Raw genomic sequence first — 23,917 nt, 5'->3', positions numbered from 1 at the left:
ACCTAATAATTTACATTTCTTGAATATCTTTTTTAATCACTAACAAAGCTAGCTCGTAAGGGTTTTCCTCTATACTATCTAAACGAGAAAAAACAACTTTACTTAAATCTACAGCGCTAGCATCAGCCGGAAGGCTTTTTACTGCTGCATTTATGATGCTTATGGTATCATCTTTAACTCTTTTGATAATTTGCCAAGCATCATTAGTAAGATAAATTTGCTGAGCTAAGTTGTGCTGATATTCTGCCCTAACCTCGGTTAAGATTACGTTTTGCATCTCTTTTGCAGACATGCCAGAAACATGTAATCTTAATAATAAGTTTGATGGGTTAATACGCTCTATAAAAAGAGTCATCCTTTCATAAGCTTGCAACCTTAGTGGTAAAATATCTTTAAGTACAGATGAACGATATTCTAGTTCTTTTAAATTGTAATAAGCATCAAACTGGCTTTTAAATAAGAAGTATGAGCCTAGTATTACAAAAAAACCTGATAATGTGTATTTTAAAACATCTAATAAAAACGTTAAAGCGTCCATTCTAAATTGTAAAGTATTGGTAAAATTGATTCTTGTAAAAACAAAAATCTGCATTTTACCTTATATTTGTGCAACAATAAAATAATTATTATGAGTACAGCAGTAACAGCAGTTTCACCTGTAACATTAACCGAAGGTGCGAAAAAAGAAGTGAAAAAGTTAATGGAACAACAAGAATTAAGCGAAGAATTTGGTTTAAGACTTGGCGTTGAGGGTGGTGGTTGTGCCGGAATGAATTATGTTTTGGGTTTTGACCAAAAGAAAGAAGGCGACACAGAATACGATATAGATGGTATAAGATGCTTCATGAATAAGGCTCATGGTTTGTATTTGGCAGGCATGGAGGTTGATTTTCAACAAGGATTAAACGCCAGAGGCTTTGTTTTTAATAACCCAAACGCTGCTAAAACTTGCGGCTGCGGTACTAGCTTCTCTGTTTAAAAAATTAGTTTTTAGTTTTGATAATAAAAACGCCGTACTTATTCCCAAGTACGGCGTTTTTTATTAAATAGCCTTAAAAACAACTATTGCTAAAGGCGGTATATTTACTTTTATTGAGTTAGATTTCCAATGGCTACCATGCGCCTCACTTGCTGTTGGTGCATTTTTTATTCCGCTACCCCAATATTGCTCATCATCAGAATTAAAAATTTCATGCCAATTGCCAGGTCTGGTAACACCAAACCTGTATTGTTCTCTTGGAACAGGAGTTAAGTTTATAACTACTATTAAATCGTCTTTAGGATTATTACCTTTTCTAGCATAAACGAGAACAGAATTCTCGGCATCATCATTCACAATCCACTCAAAACCTGTACCTGTAAAAGAACGTTCGTACATGGCAGGTTCTGTTCTATAAAGTTTATTAAGCGCCGTAACTAATTTTTTGATGCCTTGGTGTGGTGCATACTCTAGTAAATGCCAATCTAAAGAATGCTGTTGGTTCCATTCTTTTGTTTGTGCAAACTCGCCGCCCATAAACAATAATTTAGTACCGGGGTGTGTCCACATGTATCCGTATAAAGTTCTGAGATTAGCAAATTTTTGCCATTCATCTCCAGGCATTTTATTAATTAAAGAACCTTTACCGTGTACCACTTCATCATGAGATAAAGGCAGCATAAAATTCTCGCTAAAAGCGTAAACTGTACTAAATGTTAAATCCTGATGATGGAATTTACGGTGTGCCGGATCTTTTTTGAAATACTTCAAGGTATCATTCATCCAACCCATCATCCATTTTTGGCCAAAACCTAAACCTCCTGTAAAAGTTGGATGACTTACGCCGCCAAAAGATGTTGATTCTTCTGCAATGGTTTGTACATCGGGGAAATGAGCATAAACAGCCTCATTAAAATCTTTCAAAAAAGATATAGCTTCTAAATTTTCCCTACCACCATATTCATTAGGAATCCACTCGCCTTCTTTTCTAGAATAATCTAAATATAGCATCGATGCTACAGCATCAACACGTAAACCATCGGTATGGAAACGGTCTAGCAAGAACAAAGCATTGGAAATAAGAAAAGCTCTAACCTCATTTCTTCCATAGTTAAAAATGTGCGATTTCCAATCTGGATGAAAGCCTTTTCGTTCATCGGCATGTTCATAAAGATGTGTACCATCAAATTTAAATAAACCATGCGCATCTCCAGGAAAATGAGAAGGCACCCAGTCAAATATGACACCTATATCATTTTTATGGAACTCTTCTATTAAGAACATTAAGTCTTGTGGTGTACCGTAACGAGAAGTTGCAGCAAAATAACCTGTTATTTGATAACCCCAACTCGGGTAAAATGGGTGCTCCATCAAAGGCATAAATTCTACATGCGTAAAACCCATTTCTTTAACATGGGATACCAACTTTGGCGCCATATCTCTAAAAGAAAGAAATTGATCTGGAGATTCTGGACCACGAGCCCAAGAGCCAAAATGCACCTCGTAAACAGACATAGGTTTATTTAGAGCATTATGCTGATGCCTTTTTTTCATCCAATTTTGGTCTTTCCACTCGTACCAAGTATCCCAAACAATAGATGCTGTTTTTGGGGCTTCTTCACTTCTCAAAGCAAAGGGATCGGCTTTTTCCATTTCCTCGCCACTAAAAGAGCTAATGAAATATTTATAAATTTCGCCATTACCTACATGAGGAATAAAACCTTCCCAAATACCAGAATCATCCCATCTTACCATTAACGGATGAGAGCCTTTATCCCAACCATTAAAATTACCCGTAACAGAAACATATTGGGCATTGGGTGCCCAAACAGAAAAATAAGTTCCTACTACACCATCAAGCGCTAGAACATGCGAGCCAAATTTTTCATACAACTTGAAATGCTTACCTGCTCTAAATAAACTGATATCAAAATCGGTAAATTTTGAATAATATTTAACTTGAAAGTCATGAAATGGTAATGACTCTTCACTGGCTTTAGCAACTTTCTTTATAGCTGTTTTTTTCACTTTTTCTACCCCTGCACTTTCTACTACAGCTTTTTTCTTTACAGTAGGCGCTTTTTTCTTTACTTCTTTCTTAACCTCTGTTATATCAATTTCTTTAGTTTTTTTTGCCATGAATAATTTTATAGTTGATGCTTTCTTGTTTGATTTTTTGGATGGATTTAAGCAATAAACAAGCCATGCCTGTTTTTACATGTACAATTTATGAAAAGGATTGCGATTGAAAGAATAATTTATCAGGAAATAAATAAAATCATATTTTTAACAAAAATTAATTTAATGAAAACAAAACTACTTCTACCCTTTTTGGCTTTATTATACTTTAAAAGTTTGGCGCAAGATAGCCCTAAAAAATTCGCCTATGGAGTAAGAGTTACATCTAGTAATGCTTCTATTGTAACAGAAACACTTTTTACGCCAGCAAATATCAATTTAGATATAAATAGTATTTCGTCCTTTACGATAAGTGGTTTTGCGGAACATCATGTTGGAAAACTTTTCTATTTACAAGGAGGTTTAAATTATATTGTTAAAGGATTTAAACAGGATATTACCGGAATAGATGATGTTGGGAAGTTTTTTTCTTTAAGAAGCGATATTAAAGGTAACTATATTGAAATTCCTATTTATGGTCTTTTTAGATTTAATGCTGGGAAAGGTAACTTTTTTATCGGTGCAGGACCTTATGCAGCTATCGGTATAAATGGTAAAATTAAAACGGAACTATTTATGCTGTCAACCATTTCTAGCAATAGCTTAGAATTAGTTTTAAAAGAAGAAGAAAAAACCAATTTTGGTAATAGTACTGAGGATGATTTTAAAAACTTAGATTTTGGCGCTAATATTCAGCTTGGTTATGAATTTAAAAAAGGTTTGAGTTTAGGTTTGAGTTTAGGACTTGGTATTTATGATGTTAGCCCCAACGACAACAATACTATGTATCATAATAATTTAGGCTTATCCTTAGGGTACAGATTTAAATAAAGAAAGCCGGATTTTTTATCCGGCTTTCTTATTTATTACTTAAAGATTTGAACTTGTCTAAAGTTTTTATTCACTTTTAACCTTACTCTTTTTAAATCATCAAAAGCAAGATCTCCGGTATAATCTTTACCATCTATCACTACTTTAGATGGCTTAAATGGAAGCCCGATGATTTTTAAATCATAAGTTTCATAACGCGGTGTAAACAAACCCTCTATGCTTTGTTTAATAAGCATTGATTTTTTATCTCCATTTACTACAAACTTTTTCTCTAGATAAATATCTTGTTCGTAAGCAAAAGTATCTCCATGATCTTCAAAATAGAAAGAGTTTACTTCATAATCTGAGTAGTAAACTTGGAAAATCATTTCTTCTACTTCAAACTCGTTAACATGTTGCATAACCGGGAATTCTGGAATAACAGAACCTGCTTTTACAAAAATCGGCATAGAATCTAAAGGCGCTAGCACATCTAGCTCTTTGCCTCCTGTTATACTTTCATGTGTCCAGTAATCAAACCATTGGCCTTCTGGCAAATATAAACGACGACTGGTAGCACCTTCCTCTAAAACAGGACAAACCAAAATTTTATCTCCGAAAGTAAATTCATCTTCACGATAATGGTTGGTAGGGTTGTGTTGTTCTATCATCACCACCGGACGTAAAATTGGGAAACCATAACGGTGATGCTCCCAAAATGTTGAGTAGATATATGGTAAAAGCTTGTAACGTAGCTCAATAAATTTACGGTTGATATCTTCTAACTCCGGACCAAAGCTCCAAGGCTCACGCTCGGCAGTATCTCCAGCAGAATGGGCCCTCATAAATGGAGAAAAAACACCTAGCTGTATCCATCTGGTGAATAATTCGCCAGAAGGCTCGCCACTAAAGCCGCCTATATCTGTACCTGCAAAAGGAATTCCGGATACGGATAAACGCTGCATTTGAATACTTCCTATTTTAAGATGTTCCCAAGTTGCTACGTTATCGCCTGTCCATACGCTGCTGTATCTTTGTACACCTGCATAACCTGCTCTGGTAATGGTGAATGGCCTTTTATTTTTTTGTAGGAGTTTTAAACCATCATAAGTAGCTCTTACCATTTGCATACCGTAAACGTTATGTGCTTTACGATGAGACCCACGATGACCATCATATTGATGACGAACATCATCAGGGAAAGTTCCTGAGCCAAATACAGCAGGCTCATTCATATCATTCCAAACACCGGCAACGCCAACTTCAACTAATTCTTTAAATAAAGTTCCCCACCATTGTCTTACTTCTGGGTTGGTGAAATCAGGAAATTGGCAACGACCTGGCCAAACATGACCTTCCATAAAGTAATCATCACTTCTACGGCAGAAGTATTTATTTTCTTTACCCTCCTTAAATACCCAGTAGTTATTATCAACTTTAATACCTGGGTCTATAATAACTACCGTTTTAAAACCATCATCAGAAAGCTCCTTAATCATCTTTTTAGGATTAGGGAAATACTTCTTATTCCAGGTGAAACAACGGTAACCGTCCATATAATCTATATCAAGATAAAGAGCATCGCAAGGGATTTTTCTCTTTCTGAAATTATCTGCTAAATCTTTAAGTTTAGATTCTGGATAATAACTCCATCTACATTGATGATAGCCTAAAGCCCAAATTGGAGGTAATTTATGGGTCCCCGTTAAGGTGTGGTATCTTTTTACCACATCCATCATATGTGGCCCGTGAATGTAATAGTATTGAAGTTCGCCACCATCTGCCCAGAAACTGGTTTTACCAGCATCTTCATGCGCAAAATCAAAATGCGTTTTAAAGGTATTATCCATGAAAATACCATGAGCAACACCTTTATTTAAACTGATGTAAAAAGGAATACTTCTGTATAATGGATCTTGATGTTTTGCAAAAGAATAGGTATCAGAATTCCAATTTTGAAGTCGCTTACCTCTTAAATTAAAATCGGTAGGTTTATCGCCTAGACCGTAGAAACTCTCCTCGGGGAAACAAGTTTTGGTACAATACACATAATAACCACCAAACTGTACATTTTCTTCGTAATGCATAGCTTGGAAATCTTCATTGATGATATTGCTGTCATTATCTGCAAAAGAGATTCTAAAATCGGCTTTATTGATAAAGCAAGTAACAGTATTAGTAGATACAGCGTATCTATCATCCTCCTCGGTAAAAGTAAATACAGCTACACGTTGGTCTAACTTTGGTACTGCGTAAGAGAACTCTTCTAGGAAAACGCTATGAGGCGCCATTCTTACCTTTATAATCTCATCGCTTACAACTCTAATCTCAACAGAAGCATCTCCATCACTAAAAATATAACGGTTATTTTCTTGTCTAACCTCTGTTACTTTACCCAAATATTTTTTTTCTATAGGCTTTAAACCTACAATGGGGTTATTAACATGTTGTATTTCTTGTTCTAAATCTTCTGCAGTAAACTCTATAGGGTGGCTTTTTGGCTCTTGTTCTTTCATATTATGATTCTTTGCTTCTAATATCATGATAATCTATTACAAATAAAACACTTATTTTTGATAAGATTACTATAAATTAAGTGTTGATTTGTTATGATTTTATCAACAAATCAAATATTTTATTAAAAATAACCTCAATTTGTAATCGTTTTCATAGGTCTGTAATATTATGCTAATAAATTAAGCTTCGTACGCCTAATGCTTATATTTGTAGCTTATGAACATAAACAAGAAGAGTATTTTTGAGATTAAAACAGAAGCACAATTTAATGAGGTTGCTTTGGCTGTTTTCCGGTTTCAAATAGAAAATATACCTGTTTATCAAGAGTTTGTTCATCACTTAAATCCAAATTGGATATCTATACAGCATTATACAGATATACCTTTTTTACCTATAGAATTTTTTAAAGGTCATAAACTCATAGCTCCAAATAAAGAAGCAGAAATTGCTTTTAGTAGCTCTGGTACTACTGGCTCTTCAACAAGTAAGCACTTTGTACAAGATGTTAGCTATTATGAAGATAGCTATCAAAAAGCTTTCGAGATTTTTTATGGTGCCGCTACCGAATATTGTTTTTTGGCTTTATTACCTAATTATTTAGAAAGAGAAGGTTCATCATTAATTTATATGATTGATGATTTGATTAAAACTAGCCAACACCCAGAAAGTGCTTTCTTATTGTATGATCATGAATTACTTTTCAACAAACTAGAAAAATTAAAAAAGCAAAACCAAAAAACAGTTTTAATTGGCGTAACCTATGCTTTATTAGATTTTATTGAGGCTTACCAAATACATTTTCCTGAGTTGATAATTATGGAAACCGGAGGCATGAAAGGTAGGCGAAAAGAAATGATAAGAGAAGAACTGCATCAAACGCTTTGCAAAGGTTTTGGTGTGAAGCATATTCACTCTGAATATGGAATGACTGAGCTTTTATCGCAAGCATATTCTAAAGGAGATGGCATTTTTGAATGCCCACCTTGGATGAAAGTTATGATAAGAGATGTAAATGACCCGCTAAGCTATTTAGAACAAAATAAAACTGGCGGCATTAATGTGATAGATTTAGCCAATATAAATTCGTGTTCTTTTATTGCAACACAAGATTTAGGTAAATGCTATCGCAATAACACATTTGAAGTACTGGGAAGATTTGACAATAGCGATATCAGAGGATGTAACCTATTGATAGGCTAAACCAAGCGATTATCAAAAACAAACGGCTTCACCAATTTTAAGTTCACTTTTCCCATGTAGGGATGATTTGGATTTAAGATATAATTATACTCATCATCAACAATTGCGGAAGGAACTTTTAAACCTAAATATTCATTCTGCCGGATAAACTCATCACCAAAACGCTTAAGAAGCTGTTCCTGATTATTTTTCCAATCAGCCGGAAGTTTCTCTAAAGACAAAGTAGTAAAACTATCATCAGGCACTTCAAAACTTGCCATGCAAAAATCATCAGGAAATAACGCTGGATTTAAATGTACCAAAACCTCTAAAACTGCAAGCGATTTTGAAGAAGCTAAATAAATTGCCGGAGTACCAACACTATTCCATCTGCCACCATATAAGCGAGCACCAGTACCAGATAAATCCTGAATGTACTTCGCATTAGCTAATCTAAAAAGCTCCATCATTAAGCAAATAAACCATGCTCTATACGACCAAGCTCTTTTGAGATTAAATCAAAACCTAAAGAAGTATCTAAGAAAGATGCAGGAGTTTGATTTTTAAAAACATAAGAAGGCGTTTTCATCCAAAGTTTAAAGCGCTCTAGAGAACCAAAAACTTGCTCACCTCTTACATAAAGACGAGCTAGCTCAATGGCTTTTTCTGAGTATGCAGCATCTATTAAAGTATTTTCATCAAAACGTTGTAAAGTACGCTCAGAGATATGCATTATAGCAGCAAGCTCTTGAAAAGTAAAAGCAACAGATTTAATCAAGTGAACCAAAGCTTTTTTAGGCAAACCGGCTCTAGTGAGCTCAAGTAAATCAAAATCTGAAGATATAGGTCTTTTGAAATTTAAAACACCTAAGCCGCCAAGTAAAGACACAACCGCATGAAGAGTTTCTTGCGGTTGTGTTATATATTCAATTAGAGGCTCCTCTACTTTATTATTTTTCATAAATCAGACATTTATACGCAAATATATAAATTTTGTCTGATTACTCGAATTTAAGATGCTATAATTAAGAAATAATTTTTTTTACCTCTTTGCACTACTAAAAAGCTATTACTTATTAAGGATGAAGCATTTACAACAACATCTGGAGCTGTAATTTTCTCTCTATTTAAAGAAACTCCACCACCTTGAATCATTTTTCTAGCCTCACCTTTAGAAGGGAAAATTTGAGTTTGCTCTGCCAATAAAGTTAAAATATCAGTGCCAGTATCTAAAGATGTTTTAGGTATTGTAAATTGCGGAATACCTTCAAAAACACCTAAAACTTCATCGTGGCTTAAAGCCTTTAAGAAATCTAAAGAACCATTGCCAAAAAGAAAATCAGTAGTATTGATAGCTGTTTGCAAAGCCGCTTCGCCGTGTACCCTTCTAGTAATATCTTCTGCCAGAGCTTTCTGCAATACCCTTAAATGAGGCGCTGGCTGATGTTGTGCCAATAAATCATCAACCTCCTGCTTAGAAAAGAAAGTGAAAATTTTAATAAAATTAGCTGCATCCTCATCAGAAGAATTTAACCAAAATTGGTAGAATTGGTACGGACTGGTTTTCTTAGCATCAAGCCATATATTACCACCCTCTGTTTTACCAAATTTAGTTCCGTCTGATTTTTTAATTAAAGGAGATGTTAAAGCAAAAGCTTGTCCGCCTGCTTTTCTTCTAATAAACTCTGTACCGGTAACAATATTACCCCATTGGTCTGAGCCTCCCATCTGCAACAAGCAGCCTCTTTCTTTCCAAAGATGATAAAAATCAAAACCTTGTATCAATTGGTAAGTAAACTCTGTAAAAGACATCCCCACTTCACTTTCGAGGCGTTTTTTCACAGAATCTTTTCCCATCATATAATTAACAGTGATATGCTTACCAGCATCTCTGATAAAATCTAGAAAAGAGTAATTTTTAAACCAATCGTAATTATTTACAATTTCTGCACTGTTGGCACCGCAATCAAAATCTAAAAATTGCTCTAATTGCTTTTGTATACCTTGAAGATTTTTTTGCAAATCTTCTTCAGATAAAAGGTTACGTTCTTGAGACTTCCCGGTAGGGTCGCCTATCATTCCAGTTGCGCCACCAACTAAAGCTAAAGGCTTATGCCCAGCTTGTTGGAAACGTACTAAAGTGAATATTTGCGATAAACTACCAACATGTAAAGAATCTGCAGTGGGGTCAAAACCAATATAACCGGTAACCATACCTTTAGCCAATTCTTCCTCTGTACCGGGCATAATATCATGCAAAAGACCTCTCCAGCGTAATTCTTCAACAAAATTCATCTTATAAGATTTAAATTTTTACTATATTAACGAGGTGGCAAATATAAGATTTAGATAGAATTGGTTTAACTATTAAAGATGAATTTCCTTTCGCACTATTATTTTGACCGTTACAATACCAACTCTTATGAAGTTTTAGGGAGCATTTTGCCCGATTTATTAAAGAATGCAGATAAAAGCAGTAACATTTTTCCAGAAAAACACCAAGATAAATTTAAACAGCCTCATGAAGTAGCCATTTTAAAAGGGTGGAAAAAACATCTTGATGTAGATAAGCTATTTCATAATGCCAGCTTTTTTTTAGAACATCAGCATCAACTTAAGTTGAAAATAAAAGAAACATTAAAAGATACGCCTATAAAACCATTTTTTGCAGGTCATATCGCCATAGAACTAATTTTAGACCACTTGCTATTGAAGCATCAAAAAATAGATGCTACAAAACTTTACCTGCATTTAAACACTGTATCAAAAAATCATATAATAGATTTTCTAAACCTTAACAACGTACCGGAGCAAGAGCAATTTTTTAAATTTTTTGAGATGTTTAAGAAAGAGCAATACCTTAAAAGTTATATAGATGTTGCTAATGTTAGTTATGCTTTGAAAAGAATTTTTATGCGGATATGGCCTAATCCGCTTCATACCGAGCAAGAAAACAAACTTACCCAAGTTTTAATTGATTATATTTTTGATATCGAAGAAAAATTTATAATTATATTTGACGAGATAGAACGGCAATTACTGGATGACTAAACGCTTCTTAATCTTACTTTTAACGATACCATTTTTTGCACAAGCCCAAACTAGAAAATATTCTAATGAATTTTTACAGATTGGTATTGGTTCAAGAGCGTTTGGTATGTCTGGCTCGGTAGCTTCATCTGCAAATGATGTAACAGCAGGTTATTGGAACCCAGCTGGCCTAACCAGAATGAGAACCAATGCACAAGCCAGTTTAATGCACTCTTCTTACTTTGCCGGAATTGCTAAATACGATTATGCAGGCTTTGCAACTTTTGTTGCCGACAATACTGCTGTTGTAGGTGTGTCTGTCATCAGATTTGGTGTGGATGATATTCCTGACACTTCAGAATTGATTAGTGCTGATGGTAGTATCAATTACGATAGGGTGCGTTCTTTCTCTGCGGCAGATTATGCTTTTATGTTTAGCTATGCCCGCAACCATAAAGGCAGACAAAGCGATGAAGATGGTTTAAGTTATGGGGCCAATGTAAAAGTTATCCATAGGAAAGTTGGAGAATATGGAAAATCTTGGGGTTTTGGCTTTGATGTTGGCGCTCAATACAAATTAAAAAACTTCATTTTTTCTGCAGTTGGTAGAGATATCACTACCACTTTTAATGCTTGGAGCTATAATCCCGATAAATTTGGAAGTGTATATACCGCTACTGGAAATGACATCCCACAAAACTCAACAGAAACTACTTTACCAAGAATTGTTTTAGGCGTTGCCTATTATAAAGCTTTTGGCGATAAATTTGGGTTAACAACAGAAACTAATCTTAACCTCACCACAGATGGTAAAAGAAATGTTTTAATATCTGCCAACCCTATAAGTGCAGATCCAACCATTGGCCTAGAGGCTGATTTTAAAAAAACTGTTTACTTGAGAAGTGGCATCGGGAATATCCAAAAAATTAGTGATTTTGAAGGAAAACAAACCTATAGCGTACAACCAAACATTGGTTTAGGTATCAGAATCAAGAATTTTTCTATTGATTATGCTTTAACCAATGTAGGCAACCAAAGCGACGCACTTTACAGCAATGTATTCTCACTTCGATTAGATTTTGAACGTTAGAAACCTATCAAAACCGCAATTACTTCAAAAATAATTAAGTCGCTTAGCCTATAATTGCTATATTAGAGGCTATGAATATCGACTTTTTCGAGCATCTAATACATGAATTTGAGCTACCTTTAAAAAATCCTGTATTAATATTCTCGCTCATCTTATTCATCATTTTACTATCTCCTATTTTACTCAGGAGACTTAAAATACCCGGCACCATAGGTCTAATTTTGTCTGGTGTTGTTATTGGCCCACATGGTGTTAACCTTTTAGCAAAAAACTCTGCAGTTGATTTATTCTCTACCATAGGCTTATTGTACATCATGTTTATCGCAGGTATAGAGCTAGATATGAACGAGTTTAAGAAAAATCAGTTTAAAAGTTTAGGCTTCGGATTTTTCACTTTTATCATTCCTATAGCTTTAGGCTTACCAGCATGTTATTATATTTTAGGTTACGATTTAAATGCCAGTTTTTTAATAGCCAGTATGTTTGCCACACATACTTTAGTGGCCTACCCTATTGTTACTAAATTTGGCGTTACTAAAAATCCTGCTGTAGCTATAACCGTTGGTGGAACTATTTTAACAGACACGGCGGTTTTAATCATCCTAGCCATTATAGTAGGCTCTGCTAACGGCGGTTTAACTACCCAGTTTTGGATCAAATTGGGCATATCATTAAGTATCTTTTTATTAATTATATTCTTGATTTTACCTCGTATTGCCAAATGGTTTTTTAACCGCATGGATGGCGATAAAACATCCAACTATGTCTTTGTACTTTCTTTAGTTTTCTTATCAGCTTTCTTGGCAGAAGTTGCAGGCGTAGAACCTATTATCGGAGCTTTTATGGCTGGTTTGGCATTAAACAGGCTTATCCCGCATTCATCAGCTTTGATGAACAGATTAGAATTTGTAGGTAATGCCATATTCATCCCCTTCTTTTTAATAAGTGTAGGGATGTTGGTAGATGTAAGAGTGATTTTAAGCGGCTATACTGCCATATTTGTAGCGGCCACCTTATCCATAGTGGCTTTAGCGGGTAAATGGATAGCAGCTTTTATCACACAAATTGCGTTTAAATATAAAGCAGAGCAAAGACAATTAATTTTTGGATTAAGTAGTGCGCATGCCGCCGCCACTTTAGCCGTTATTTTAGTTGGTTATAAAGCCAATATTTTGGATGAAAACATCCTTAACGGCACTATTATCTTAATTTTGGTAACCTGTGTAGTAGCTTCTTTTGCAACAGAAGGTGCCGTTAAAAAGATTGTACAAAACCAAGATAATCCGGATTTTAAAGACGAACCCGAAGAGGTTGTTAATTATGAAAACATATTAATTCCGGTTTCAAACTTTAATAAACTGGAACCTATTGTTGATTTTACAGTGCTTATTAAAGATAAAAAATCACCTTATCCGCTTAATATTTTATCTATTGTAAGTAATGATAGTGATGCTGAAACCAATATTGTACAAGTAAAAAGAAAACTAGAAGATTTTGTAAAATACGCATCGGCTACAGAAACATTAGTAAATCCAATTGCTACCATAGACATTAACATATCAGACGGTATTACACGTATATCAAAAGAAATTTTAGCCAGTACATTAATATTAGGTTGGCCACATAAAGAAACCTTATTAGATAAAATTTTTGGACCAAAGTCTGAAGCTATTATCAATGCTACAACTAAAACCATTTTCTTTTGTGATTTTGTAAAACCACTAAACACCAGCAAGAAAATTGTATTGGTTTGTCCGCCTTTAACAGAGCTAGAAGATGGTTTTGCTTATTGGATGGATAAAATTTTGAAATTAGCAAATGAACTAAGTGTAATGATTGATTTTCATGCTGTTGCAGAAACACAAAACGCCATTATCAAATACACCAAAATGGTAAAAAGTAAAACTGCTTACAGTCTAAATTTATTAGACTTTAAGCAATACCCACAATTGTTAAGTAATGCTCCTTTTGATCATTTGATGATATTTGTATCTGCCCGTAAGGGTTCTATCTCTTATCATTCTATGTTAGATAATTTAAATTCTACCTTAAATAAAGATATCAACGACCATAATATTTTATTGATATATCCTTCGGTTAAAACATCAGACAATAAGTACACCGAGTATAGTGACATGAATGCCGAATTATTTATCAAAGGGGTACAAAAAGTTAACAAGATTAAGAAAGGTATCAGAACCATCTTTAAAAAATAAACCATCACATTTTTTATGCAAACTACATCATTAACAGACGAGCAATTGCCACAAAAAATCATCATTACAGGAGCAAGTAGTGGTATTGGTTTTGAAGCCGTTATAGAATTGGCTATTAAAGGTCATCAAGTAATTGCATTATCACGCTCTAAAGAAAAGTTGCAAAATTTGCAGAAAATTACACTCAGCTTAAATCCTGATGCTGTTTTATATCCTATTGTTTTTGATATCGTAAATGATGATTATCAGGGTTTAACCCAATTTATTCAACAAAGATGGGGAAGCTTCAATATCCTGATTAATAACGCAGGAGCTTTAATTAATAAACCTTTTAAAGAGCTTAGCGAATTAGATATGGCAGAAATGTTCCAATCTAATGTAATGGGTCATTTTAGGATGATACAAGCTTGCTTACCCTTTTTACAGCCTAATGCTCATATCCTCAATATTGGCTCGATGGGTGGTTATTTAGGAAGTTCAAAATTCCCGGGCTTGGCAGCATATTCAGCTAGCAAGGCTGCTTTGCATAATTTAACAGAATGTTTAGCGCAAGAATTGAGCGAAGAGAAAATAAGTGTAAATTGTTTAGCACTAGGCTCGGCACAAACAGAAATGCTAGAAAAAGCATTTCCGGGTTACCAATCTCCGGTACAAGCTTATGAAATGGGTAAGTACGTAGCAGATTTCGCCTTAACCGGGCATAAATTCTTTAATGGCAAAGTACTTCCGGTTGCTTTGGCAACCCCTTAAATAAGTTTAATTGGCAGCAATATTGCAGCTCTCATAATAAACAAAACATCATGAAAAATTTTAAATTATATGCTACATTAATATTTATTGTTACGCTTGCATCTTGTGTAAGAGATAATAAACAAGAAACGCAAGACGTAGCAGATAGCATAAGTTCTGATGTTTCATCTACAGCAACAGAAACTACCACTACCCATGCAGAACTTAAAGAATTGCCTTGGCTTGCAGAAGTTGATACTGTGAGCTTAAACATCTCGTTAAAGAGAAATAATCAGGTATCCACCCAAAATTTAGACGCCAAAAATGTGATTCAGATTATCAATAAAAAGTATCCTGAAAACCAATTGGTTTGGAAGAAAAAAAGTAATGATACTGCTTATGTAAACATCCCTGATGCTTTTTATTTAACACAATCAAGCGGCTCTTTAGGGGCAAGAATATTTTTAGCAGAAAGTACCTTTTCTATCACAGAAATACCCGGAATAAAGGTTGTTTATTTTGATTTTGAAGCCGGAGACCATGCATCTCCAGGCGCTTACCAAAGAGCTGATTTTAAGTAGTCAACAACCTCATCATTTCATTTAACATATTTTAACGCTATAATCTACTATAGTGAAAAACTTATCCGCATCTTCAACCGTATTTAAGATATGTATAAAATGAAAAAATATATCGCAGCTTTCATACTAGCTTCTTTTGCAGTTTCTCAGGTTATAGCAAAAAGCAATACTAGAATAGGATTAAGCTCAAGCTTAGAGGCCTCGCAAACTGTAAAACCAAACCATACTGTTTTAAATAAACTCTTAAATACCTATGTAAATGGTGCTGGTGTGGTTAATTATAAAGCTTTTTTGAAAGATAAATTAACCTTACAGCAGTATTTAAAATCATTAGCAAATGTTAAGGTTAACACTTTATCTAAAGATGAGCAATTGGCTTTTTGGATAAACGTTTATAATGCCGCAACTATAGATCAAATCCTAAGAAATTACCCTGTAAAATCTATTATGGATATTTCTGGAGGAAAAGTATGGGACCAAAAACTACCTTATACTTTTGCCGGAAAAAGCTATACTTTAAATGAAATAGAAAAAGTAAAACTGATTGAGGAATTAGACGATGCCAGGGTGCATTTTGCGGTAAACTGTGCAGCAATATCTTGCCCTAAATTATTAAACAAAGCTTACACTGCTGATAACATACAAAGTCTTTTAAATGCAAATACTTCAGCATTTTTAAATGATACAGAGTTTAATAAACTATCTCCTGCTAAGGCTCAATTATCTAATATTTTTAATTGGTACAAGGCAGATTTTGCTAAAGCAGAAGGAAGTGTTGCCGCTTTCATTAATAAATATGCGAAGGTAAAAATCAAAGAAAATACACCACTAAGCTACATCAATTACAATTGGTCTTTGAATGACAAATAATTTGTAGCTTGTATCCATAAATCATTCAACATGAAAGTTGTTATCATTGGTAATGGTATCAGTGGAATTACTACAGCTAGGCATATCCGTAAGCTTAGTAACCACGAAATATTGGTTATTTCATCAGAAACAGAGCATTTTTTCTCTCGTACAGCCTTAATGTATATTTACATGGGGCACATGAAATACGAGCATACCAAGCCATACGAAGATTGGTTTTGGGAGAAAAACCGTATTGATTTACTATTTGCCAATGTTGCACAAGTACAGGCAAAACAAAAACAATTACAGCTTGAGGATGGTAGGATGATAACTTTTGATAAGCTGGTTATTGCAACAGGCTCTACTCCTAAAACACTAGAATGGCCTGGTTTAAATTTAAAAGGTGTGCAAGGTTTATACAGCAAACAAGATGTAGATTTGATGGAAGAAAACACCAAAGACATTACTGATGCTGTTATTGTAGGTGGTGGTTTAATTGGGATAGAAATGGCTGAAATGCTACGTTCTAGAAACATCAATGTACATTTTTTAATAAGAGAACAATATTATTGGAATAGCGTATTACCCAAAGAAGAAGCCAGTTTAATTAATAAACATATAGCTGCTCATCATATCCATTTGTATGCAAACACACAGTTAAAAGAAATTATTGGCGATGAAAATGGAAAAGTGAAAGCCGTAATAACTCATGATGGTAAAAAAATAGCTTGTCAGTTTGTAGGCTTAACCATCGGGGTAAACCCCAATATAAATTTTCTTCAAAATAGCGAAATTGAAACCGATAGAGGTGTTCTGATAAATGAATATCTGGAAACTAACCATCCTGATATTTATGCCGTTGGAGATTGTGCACAATTTAGACATCCTAAAAACTTACACCCTGCGGTAGAACAACTTTGGTATACCGGTAAAATGCAAGCCGAAACTTTAGCCCAAAATATTTGTGGTGATAAAAGAGCTTATGAAAGAGGTATTTGGTTTAATTCGGCCAAGTTTCTGGATATTGAGTATCAAACTTATGGCTTCATGTTTAACAAACCTTTAGAAGATGAACAAAGCTTTTATTGGGAGCATCCGAAAGGAAAAATAGCTTGTAGAATAAATTTTAAAGCAATTAGTAAAGCTGTTACCGGATTTAATTTTTTAGGGATGCGCTTTAGACAGCAAACAGCAAACGACTGGATAAAAAATGAAACGCCTTTACAAAACGTTATGCAAGAATTAGAAAAAGGTTTTTTTGACCCAGAGTTTTTTGAAAATCATTACCTAGCAATTGTAGAGAAATTTAATACCGATTATCCTGAAATGGCAATTTCGGTGAAAAAGAAAAAGAAGTTTTTAATCTGGTAAAGATAGAAAGATGAGTAAAGATATTTCCTTGGCTGTAACCGATGGTTCGGGAGCTAATAAACTTCAAAAAACAGGCATTGCTCTTTTGGCATTTGGCGTACTAGCTACTATTATAGCTGCTTTTGGTGCTGGTGCTACGCAACCTGTATTATTTTTTTGGCTATCTATAGGTTTCATAAGTGCCGGAACTTTGGTTTATGCCTACCCATATTTTCAGCATGAAGCGGGTATAAAAAACAATAACATCTTTAAAAACGGGATGACCAACAGAGGCGCTATTGCCTGGTTTACAGGATTAGTTCTTACTGGTTTTTACATCATTTTATATTGGTTTCCGCAGTATTTAGAAGGTTTAATTAGGATGTGCGACCCTTTGAGTTGGTTGCTTAGAAATAAAGCTGCCGACCAATGGTTTCTTTACGGGACTTTATATACCCTAGCCGTTTTAGTTATGGGATTTAGGTTTATTGGAAAATACAGACATAATCGCTATCAAATTATCCGTACCCTTTCGGTGATGTTTTTTCAGTTGGGTTTTGCCTTTGTTTTACCCGGATTGCTATTGATGTTTAATGAGCCCGAATTCTATTTCTCTTATTTCTGGCCTTTAAAATACGGCTATTTATGGCCAAATGATATTAATTATGTGATTTCATCCGGAGGATTAGGTTATTTCATGATTTTTTGGGGAGCTATCCTGACTTTTATTGCCACACCTTTACTTACCTATAAATATGGTAAAAGATGGTATTGCTCTTGGGTTTGTGGCTGTGGCGGTTTGGCAGAAACCATGGGCGACCCCTACAGGCAACTTTCTGATAAATCTTTAAAAGCTTGGAAAATAGAACGCTATACCGTACATGGTGTTTTGGTTTTCATCATCATCACCACCATCATGTTATGGCTTAATTCTGCTTGGGAAGGTGGCTTGTTAGGCACATGGTCAGGTAATTTTTCTCAATGGTATGGCTTTTTTATAGGCTCAATTTTCTCTGGAGTTATTGGTACAGGCTTCTATCCTATTTTTGGAAATCGTGTTTGGTGTAGGTTTGGATGCCCAATGGCTGCTATTTTGGGTTTATTTCAAAGGTTTAAATCTAAATTTAGGATAACTACCAACGGCGGACAGTGTATCTCTTGCGGCAATTGCTCTACCTATTGTGAAATGGGTATTGATGTAAGAGCTTACGCACAAAAAGGCAAAAATATCATCAGAGCTTCTTGTGTTGGTTGTGGTGTATGCTCGGCAGTGTGCCCAAGAGGTGTTCTTAATTTAGAGAATTTGAGGGACGAGAAGTAAATAGTACTGAGTAGAAAGTAGAAAGAACCTAAAGAGCAGATATTGTAGGAAGTTCCTTTGAAAATTAAATATGTCTTTCAGAAGAACGAAGGACGGCCTATGAAGATTTGGATATGGAGTCAAATAAATCTTTTGTATAAACTTTCATAGAGAACTAGCGGAAAACAATCCGACCGGTGTTGTACAACCTTTTAACTTGCAAAGCCATTCACACCACTCAGGATTGTGGCTAAAGATTTATTTAGACGTAACGACAAATATTCATCAGCCTTGATTTATTCATTTTTTGTTTATGGTTTTTCTTAGGCATTCATGAACTCGTTCCTCGTTTTTGTTTCTTTTCATCAAGGAAAAGAAAAAAGCCTTTACCCGCTAGATTAAGAAAGCTTTATTATTTCAAATTTAAAGATAATCTTCTCTTCCACCACTTCACTACCTCAAACCAAATAACACTTATAAAACCTACAACAAAAGCAAGCAATAATTGAGTTATATCCAAGCTTTCAAACTCGAAAAAATTTGTAAAAGCAGGTATATAAAGTAAGGCAAATAAAATAACTAGCGTGATAGTAATTATAACAGTGACTAATGAATTTTTATAAAATAGCGTGGTAAAAATGCTATAATAAAAAGAGCGATTAGCTAAGGTTAAGAATATATTAGCGAAAATAAGGGTTGTAAAAACCATCGTTCTACACAGCTCTTCTGATAGCTGCTGATGAATAGCGTATTGATAAACAAACAAAGTTCCGGCTGTAATTACTAAACCTTGTATCACACTGGTAAACAATTCTTTACCATTAAAGAAACTTACTGTAAATGGTCTTGGTGCTTGCAACATGCTGTTTTGCTCTATAGGTTCATTTTCATAAATGATAGAACAAGTTGGCCCCATAATCAGCTCAAGAAAAATCACATGAATAGGGGAAAATATATTTGGATACAACCATCCTAAAGCTAAAGGAATAAAAACCGTTAAAATAATAGGAATATGTATCGAAATGATATATTGAATAGCCTTTTTTAAATTGGTATAGATTCTTCTACCCATGGCTATGGCATCTAACATCTTAGATAAATCATCTTCAACTAAAATTAAAGAAGCGGCTTGTTTAGCAATTTCAGTTCCTTTTTTACCCATGGCAATACCGATATGAGATGCTTTTAAAGCCGGACCATCGTTAACGCCATCGCCTGTCATGGCTACAATTTCCTGATTACTTTTTAAGGCATTAATGATTTTGAGTTTAGCCTCTGGAAACATCCTGGTAAAAACTGCATTTTCTTGTACAGCTTTTGCAAGCTCTTCATCATTTAACTGCATCAATTCATCGCCACTTATACCTTTATCGTAACCTTTAAAATCAATTTCTTTAGCTATAGCCTTAGTTGTTAAAGCATTATCGCCTGTTACAATTTTCACTTTTATACCCGCTTGGTAGAAACCATGCAGCACTTCAGAGATATTGCTTTTTGGCGGGTCGTAAAAGGCAACCAATCCTACAAACTGAAAATCAAAATCTTGTTGTTGTTGAGGAAAATCATCGCCCTTAAAATCAGACTTTGCAACACCCAATACCCTAAAACCTTCAAAAGCCATTTCTGCTATAGCTTTTTGGATGCTATTCTTTTCATCCGCGGTAAGCTGACAAACGGTCATAATAGCTTCCGGAGCACCTTTTGCAGCAATTATTCTTTCTTTTTGTTGATTTTCAAAAACATGTGTCATCATAGGTGGTTTGCCTCCCAGCGGATACTCATGATACATCTGAAAATCAGGTCTTTTATCGCTATCCGTAGCTTTTTGATAGGCTTGATGAAGGGCAATTTCCATCGGGTCGAAGGGATTAGGTTCACTAGCCCACATAGCTACTTCTATCAGATTTTTTTCCTCAGGCTTAACATCTTCCTGAAAAGTACTTACTTGATTAGCACTCAATAAAAACAATCGGGCTAAAGCCATTTTATTTTCTGTAAGTGTACCTGTTTTATCTGTACAAATCACCGTTGCGCTACCCAAAGTTTCTACTGTTTTCATTTGCTTTACCACAATACCCATTTTCATCAATCGCCAAGCACCCAAAGCCATAAAAGTTACAAATGCTACGGGTATTTCTTCTGGTAAAATACTCATGGCTAGGGTTAAAGCTTTCAATAAGCTATCTGGCAGGTTGTAAGATTTTAGATAATTTAAAGCCCAAACAATCGCAAATACAAGGGCGCCAATAATCACCATCCTTTTAACAAAATAGCCAATCTGTATTTCTAGAGGTGTTTTTTCTTCTTCAATATCTCCAAGGCTTTTCCCTATTTTACCCAATTTAGTAGCTTTCCCAATAGCTATAACTTGTATTAAAGCCATACCGCTTGCCACCTGCGAGCCTTGATAAACTTCATTATTATCTTTATGATTTTTAAGAACGGCAAAAGACTCTCCGGTAAGTACCGCTTCATTCACAGAAAAATCATTCCCTTTCACCATCATACCATCTGCGGTAATGGTAGTGCCTTCCTCGGCAATTAAAAAATCACCAATAACCAAATCTTCGGTTTTTATAGCGATAATTTCACCATCTCTGATAACCTTGCAAACAGGCTGTGTAAACTCTTTAAGCTTTTCTAAAGCTGTTTTACTTCTATAATCTTGATAAATAGAAATGGTGGCAACCAGCACAATAGCTACGGTAAGAAATAGAGCATCCTCGGGCTCGCCACTGATGAGGTATATAAAAGAAGCCGCAAAAAGTAAAATCACCATAGGTTCTTTTACCAAGCCGACTAAAGAGCTTACAAAACTATTTTGCTTTTTATAAACTACTTTATTATCACCATAGTTCAATCTTGATTGCAGTACTTCTTCTGTACTTAAACCTGAGATTTGAAATGGGTTATTGGGAGTCATGAGGGGTGAATGGATATCGCTAATGTTTTGGTTTTGATGATTAAAGATAGTGATTAATTATAGTATTAGACTTAATTTATTAGCATAAAACATATCTTATCTTACATATGCTACCTTATTAAAGGTGATAAAAGTCAACTATTTCTTTTCCCTATATTGTTCAAAAAATGTCATGTCTGGTTCATAAATAGTTTTCGGTTTTACTCCGAGTTCAACTTCTTCAAACATCTTTACAAGCTTTTCTCCGTCTATTAGTTCGAGTTTGGTGTTATTCTTTTCAATATCCAGTGCTGCTTTTGCAAATGAACCCGTTGTAATTAGAAGTCCCTTTTCAACACTTCGTTTATTAGTTTCCATTACACCAATAAAAGCCTGTACTTTTTCTGTAGGGACAGTACCTGAGTAACGTTTACATTGAAAATAAACACTCATATTCACAAATGGATTTAACTTAAGAATAGCATAACCGTCTATACCACCATCATGAGATTGTTGAGAAATTTCAATATTTTCAAAATTGTATTCTCTTAAAAGTCGTCCGCATAAATGTTCAAAACCAATAGGCGATAAATTTTGTAAGATTTCAATTAGCGAAAGCTGCAACTTTGTATTTGTACTATCAAGTTCATTTTCTTCTTGATTAGCGATGATTTTTTCAACCTCATTTGGAGACTCCTTCCCTTCACGTAAGTCGGCTTGAATTCTAACCCATTTCAGAAATATTTCATGAGCTTTCTTTTGATCGAGCCTCGTTTCCCATCCTTTTGGACTTAATGCCCAAACACCACGTTTTGAAGTTGCAAGAAGTTCTTCCCAAACTAAATATTGTCTTGCCCATGCTAATTGGTTTGGAAATTTTAAAACACCAGACTTTTCATAACGTTCATTAAGTATTTGATCTGGCACTTGGTGTTCTTCTCCAATCCATTCTGTAATTTCCTTTGGTGTGGCTGACCCTCCTAATGCTCTTAAAGCGTCAAGAACAGGTCCGAACCATTTTATAAATTCTGTCTTACCGTTTTTTTTCTTTCCCATTTTTAATATTAATTTTCATTGTTTGGATGTCGTTCTAGCCTAATTATGATTTGTATTACTTCTACCCCCTACTCCACCTTCCTCACCAACAAAAACCAATGATTTTCTAAAGGCAAATAACCATAATCATAACAAAAGGTATATACGCTACCTTTTTGTGTAGTGAATTGATGGGTATGATAAGAAAAGTTAAAACCTTCTTTTTGCAATTTTTCTAAAGTGGTTTTAGTTTTCCCTTCTGGATTTAACTTTTCTAAAATCTTCCTATTACGCAATAAAATAGCATTTACAGATTTTATGAGGCTGTTATTTTGATTTTTAATCTTGTTGTTGTAATTACTGCGACATTGGTCATCGCAAAATTTCTTGTCAATCCGGCCAATGACAGGCAAGCCACAGTCTAAACAATTTTTACTCATAGATAGAAGATTTAAACGCTAAGATAATATTTGAGTTGATTTAATCAAATTATCCGTGTATACCCGTGTATACACGGATACATCCGTTTAATATCCGGCTAATTTTCTAGCAGCTCCACATCTTTGTATCGTCGGTTGGCAATGAAGCTAGCTGGTCGTTAAACATCAAGAAACATTAACATTTTAAAAATTAAGATCATGAGTACTTTAAAAAACAACGTAACATTAATTGGATTTTTAGGCGCAGACCCAGAAGTTAAAGAACTTGCAAAAACAAAGAAAAAACTAGCCCGAGTACGTATCGCTACCAATGAGACTTATAAAAATGATAAAGGCGAAAAAGTTGAGGAAACCCAATGGCATCAATTGGTTTTTTGGGATAAACAAGCTGGCATTGCAGAAAAATATTTAAAAAAAGGAAGCGAGGTTGCTATCTCAGGTAAATTGGTTAATAATTCTTATACAGATAAGGAAGGTATCAAACGTTACTCTACAGAAATTGTAGTGAGCGAAATTTTAATGCTAGACAAGAAATAGTATCATACTAGCTATCATAGAGATATCAAGAGAGGCTGTATATTAGTATGGTTATACAGCCTCTTCTCTATCAAATGATTTAGGTAAAAAAAACTCTTTTACTAATCAAAATTGAATTTTAAAATATTTTCTTTAAATCTTCGCTGTATTTCAGATGCTATTGATTACTTTAGCTATCAATAGCCACAACCC

General features: G+C 34.6%; 21 protein-coding genes. 12 read left to right on the top strand and 9 right to left on the bottom strand.

The genetic code is table 11. The features are described from left to right. Window positions 1-10 precede the first annotated feature (10 nt). Window positions 11-592, bottom strand: coding sequence for a DUF7935 family protein (locus tag GJJ64_RS16675; RefSeq protein WP_229655571.1), 582 nt, complete (start codon window positions 590-592; stop codon window positions 11-13). Between the two features lie 36 nt (window positions 593-628). Between GJJ64_RS16675 and GJJ64_RS16670 the strand changes: the two genes are divergently transcribed. Beyond that, window positions 629-979 carry a HesB/IscA family protein gene (locus GJJ64_RS16670; RefSeq protein WP_026903932.1) on the top strand — a complete coding sequence of 117 codons (351 nt, stop codon included), beginning with the start codon at window positions 629-631 and terminating at the stop codon, window positions 977-979. A gap of 63 nt (window positions 980-1,042) precedes the next feature. On the opposite strand, the gene glgB is transcribed toward GJJ64_RS16670, so the two are convergent. Continuing rightward, a complete protein-coding gene (glgB, locus tag GJJ64_RS16665) occupies window positions 1,043-3,118 on the bottom strand; it encodes a 1,4-alpha-glucan branching protein GlgB (RefSeq protein WP_154288889.1) in 2,076 nt (691 codons plus the stop codon). A 165-nt stretch (window positions 3,119-3,283) separates the two neighbouring features. On the opposite strand from glgB, the gene GJJ64_RS16660 reads away from it, so the two are divergent. After that, window positions 3,284-3,988, top strand: coding sequence for an outer membrane beta-barrel protein (locus GJJ64_RS16660; protein ID WP_195759316.1), 705 nt, complete (start codon window positions 3,284-3,286; stop codon window positions 3,986-3,988). Window positions 3,989-4,023: 35 nt separating this feature from the next. Here the strand turns inward: GJJ64_RS16660 and GJJ64_RS16655 are convergent, their stop codons facing one another. Next, entirely contained in the window at window positions 4,024-6,483 is a 2,460-nt protein-coding gene (locus GJJ64_RS16655; protein ID WP_154288887.1) for a glycoside hydrolase family 31 protein, read from the bottom strand. Between the two features lie 217 nt (window positions 6,484-6,700). Here GJJ64_RS16655 and GJJ64_RS16650 point away from each other — a divergent pair, with 217 nt between their 5' ends. Then, complete coding sequence (locus GJJ64_RS16650) at window positions 6,701-7,684, top strand: acyl transferase (protein ID WP_154288886.1); 984 nt, start codon at window positions 6,701-6,703, stop codon at window positions 7,682-7,684. On the opposite strand, the gene GJJ64_RS16645 is transcribed toward GJJ64_RS16650, so the two are convergent. Genes GJJ64_RS16645 through tyrS form a run of 3 tightly spaced genes read right to left on the bottom strand, consistent with a single transcriptional unit; the run spans window position 7,681 to window position 9,958 of the window. Beyond that, window positions 7,681-8,133, bottom strand: a complete 453-nt coding sequence (locus tag GJJ64_RS16645; RefSeq protein ID WP_229655570.1) for an RES family NAD+ phosphorylase — start codon at window positions 8,131-8,133, stop codon at window positions 7,681-7,683. The two genes, GJJ64_RS16650 and GJJ64_RS16645, sit on opposite strands and share 4 nt — an antisense overlap. Then, the gene (gene parS / locus GJJ64_RS16640; protein ID WP_154288885.1) at window positions 8,133-8,624 is read right to left on the bottom strand and encodes a type II RES/Xre toxin-antitoxin system antitoxin; all 492 of its coding nucleotides are present in this window, start codon (window positions 8,622-8,624) and stop codon (window positions 8,133-8,135) included. The genes GJJ64_RS16645 and parS overlap by 1 nt, the downstream gene beginning before the upstream one ends. Window positions 8,625-8,674: 50 nt before the next feature. Further along, entirely contained in the window at window positions 8,675-9,958 is a 1,284-nt protein-coding gene (gene tyrS, locus GJJ64_RS16635) for a tyrosine--tRNA ligase (protein WP_154288884.1), read from the bottom strand. A 78-nt stretch (window positions 9,959-10,036) separates the two neighbouring features. Here tyrS and GJJ64_RS16630 point away from each other — a divergent pair, with 78 nt between their 5' ends. The 8 genes from GJJ64_RS16630 to GJJ64_RS16595 all read left to right on the top strand — a co-directional run bounded on the left by GJJ64_RS16630 (window position 10,037) and on the right by GJJ64_RS16595 (window position 18,832). After that, window positions 10,037-10,714, top strand: coding sequence for an ACP phosphodiesterase (locus GJJ64_RS16630; protein ID WP_154288883.1), 678 nt, complete (start codon window positions 10,037-10,039; stop codon window positions 10,712-10,714). After that, the gene (locus tag GJJ64_RS16625) at window positions 10,707-11,783 is read left to right on the top strand and encodes a putative type IX sorting system protein PorV2 (protein WP_154288882.1); all 1,077 of its coding nucleotides are present in this window, start codon (window positions 10,707-10,709) and stop codon (window positions 11,781-11,783) included. The genes GJJ64_RS16630 and GJJ64_RS16625 overlap by 8 nt, the downstream gene beginning before the upstream one ends. Window positions 11,784-11,854: 71 nt before the next feature. After that, window positions 11,855-13,999 (top strand): cation:proton antiporter, encoded by a 2,145-nt coding sequence (locus GJJ64_RS16620; protein WP_154288881.1) that lies wholly within the window; start codon window positions 11,855-11,857, stop codon window positions 13,997-13,999. 15 nt (window positions 14,000-14,014) lie between these two features. Next, entirely contained in the window at window positions 14,015-14,749 is a 735-nt protein-coding gene (locus GJJ64_RS16615; protein ID WP_154288880.1) for an SDR family NAD(P)-dependent oxidoreductase, read from the top strand. Window positions 14,750-14,799: 50 nt separating this feature from the next. Further along, the gene (locus GJJ64_RS16610) at window positions 14,800-15,309 is read left to right on the top strand and encodes a hypothetical protein (RefSeq protein WP_154288879.1); all 510 of its coding nucleotides are present in this window, start codon (window positions 14,800-14,802) and stop codon (window positions 15,307-15,309) included. 99 nt (window positions 15,310-15,408) lie between these two features. Further along, the gene (locus GJJ64_RS16605) at window positions 15,409-16,179 is read left to right on the top strand and encodes a DUF547 domain-containing protein (protein ID WP_195759315.1); all 771 of its coding nucleotides are present in this window, start codon (window positions 15,409-15,411) and stop codon (window positions 16,177-16,179) included. Between the two features lie 30 nt (window positions 16,180-16,209). Continuing rightward, the gene (locus tag GJJ64_RS16600; protein WP_154288877.1) at window positions 16,210-17,532 is read left to right on the top strand and encodes an NAD(P)/FAD-dependent oxidoreductase; all 1,323 of its coding nucleotides are present in this window, start codon (window positions 16,210-16,212) and stop codon (window positions 17,530-17,532) included. Between the two features lie 10 nt (window positions 17,533-17,542). Then, on the top strand, window positions 17,543-18,832 hold the full coding sequence (locus GJJ64_RS16595) for a 4Fe-4S binding protein (RefSeq protein WP_154288876.1): 1,290 nt from the start codon (window positions 17,543-17,545) through the stop codon (window positions 18,830-18,832). Window positions 18,833-19,223: 391 nt separating this feature from the next. Here the strand turns inward: GJJ64_RS16595 and GJJ64_RS16590 are convergent, their stop codons facing one another. From GJJ64_RS16590 to GJJ64_RS16580, 3 genes are all read right to left on the bottom strand, one after another. Further along, the gene (locus tag GJJ64_RS16590) at window positions 19,224-21,734 is read right to left on the bottom strand and encodes a cation-translocating P-type ATPase (protein WP_154288875.1); all 2,511 of its coding nucleotides are present in this window, start codon (window positions 21,732-21,734) and stop codon (window positions 19,224-19,226) included. Window positions 21,735-21,872: 138 nt separating this feature from the next. Beyond that, window positions 21,873-22,769 carry a restriction endonuclease gene (locus tag GJJ64_RS16585; RefSeq protein ID WP_154288874.1) on the bottom strand — a complete coding sequence of 299 codons (897 nt, stop codon included), beginning with the start codon at window positions 22,767-22,769 and terminating at the stop codon, window positions 21,873-21,875. 68 nt (window positions 22,770-22,837) lie between these two features. Beyond that, window positions 22,838-23,188: a DUF2116 family Zn-ribbon domain-containing protein gene (locus tag GJJ64_RS16580; protein ID WP_154288873.1), complete on the bottom strand. Its 351-nt coding sequence runs from the start codon at window positions 23,186-23,188 to the stop codon at window positions 22,838-22,840. A 198-nt stretch (window positions 23,189-23,386) separates the two neighbouring features. On the opposite strand from GJJ64_RS16580, the gene GJJ64_RS16575 reads away from it, so the two are divergent. After that, window positions 23,387-23,725, top strand: coding sequence for a single-stranded DNA-binding protein (locus tag GJJ64_RS16575; protein WP_039448324.1), 339 nt, complete (start codon window positions 23,387-23,389; stop codon window positions 23,723-23,725). The last annotated feature ends 192 nt before the right edge of the window (window positions 23,726-23,917 follow it).

It is taken from the genome of Pedobacter puniceum (assembly GCF_009674685.1).
Taxonomy (GTDB): Bacteria; Bacteroidota; Bacteroidia; order Sphingobacteriales; family Sphingobacteriaceae; genus Pseudopedobacter; species Pseudopedobacter puniceum.
The sequence above is the reverse complement of the archived record's forward strand: the minus strand, read 5'-3'. Positions and strand labels throughout refer to the sequence as shown.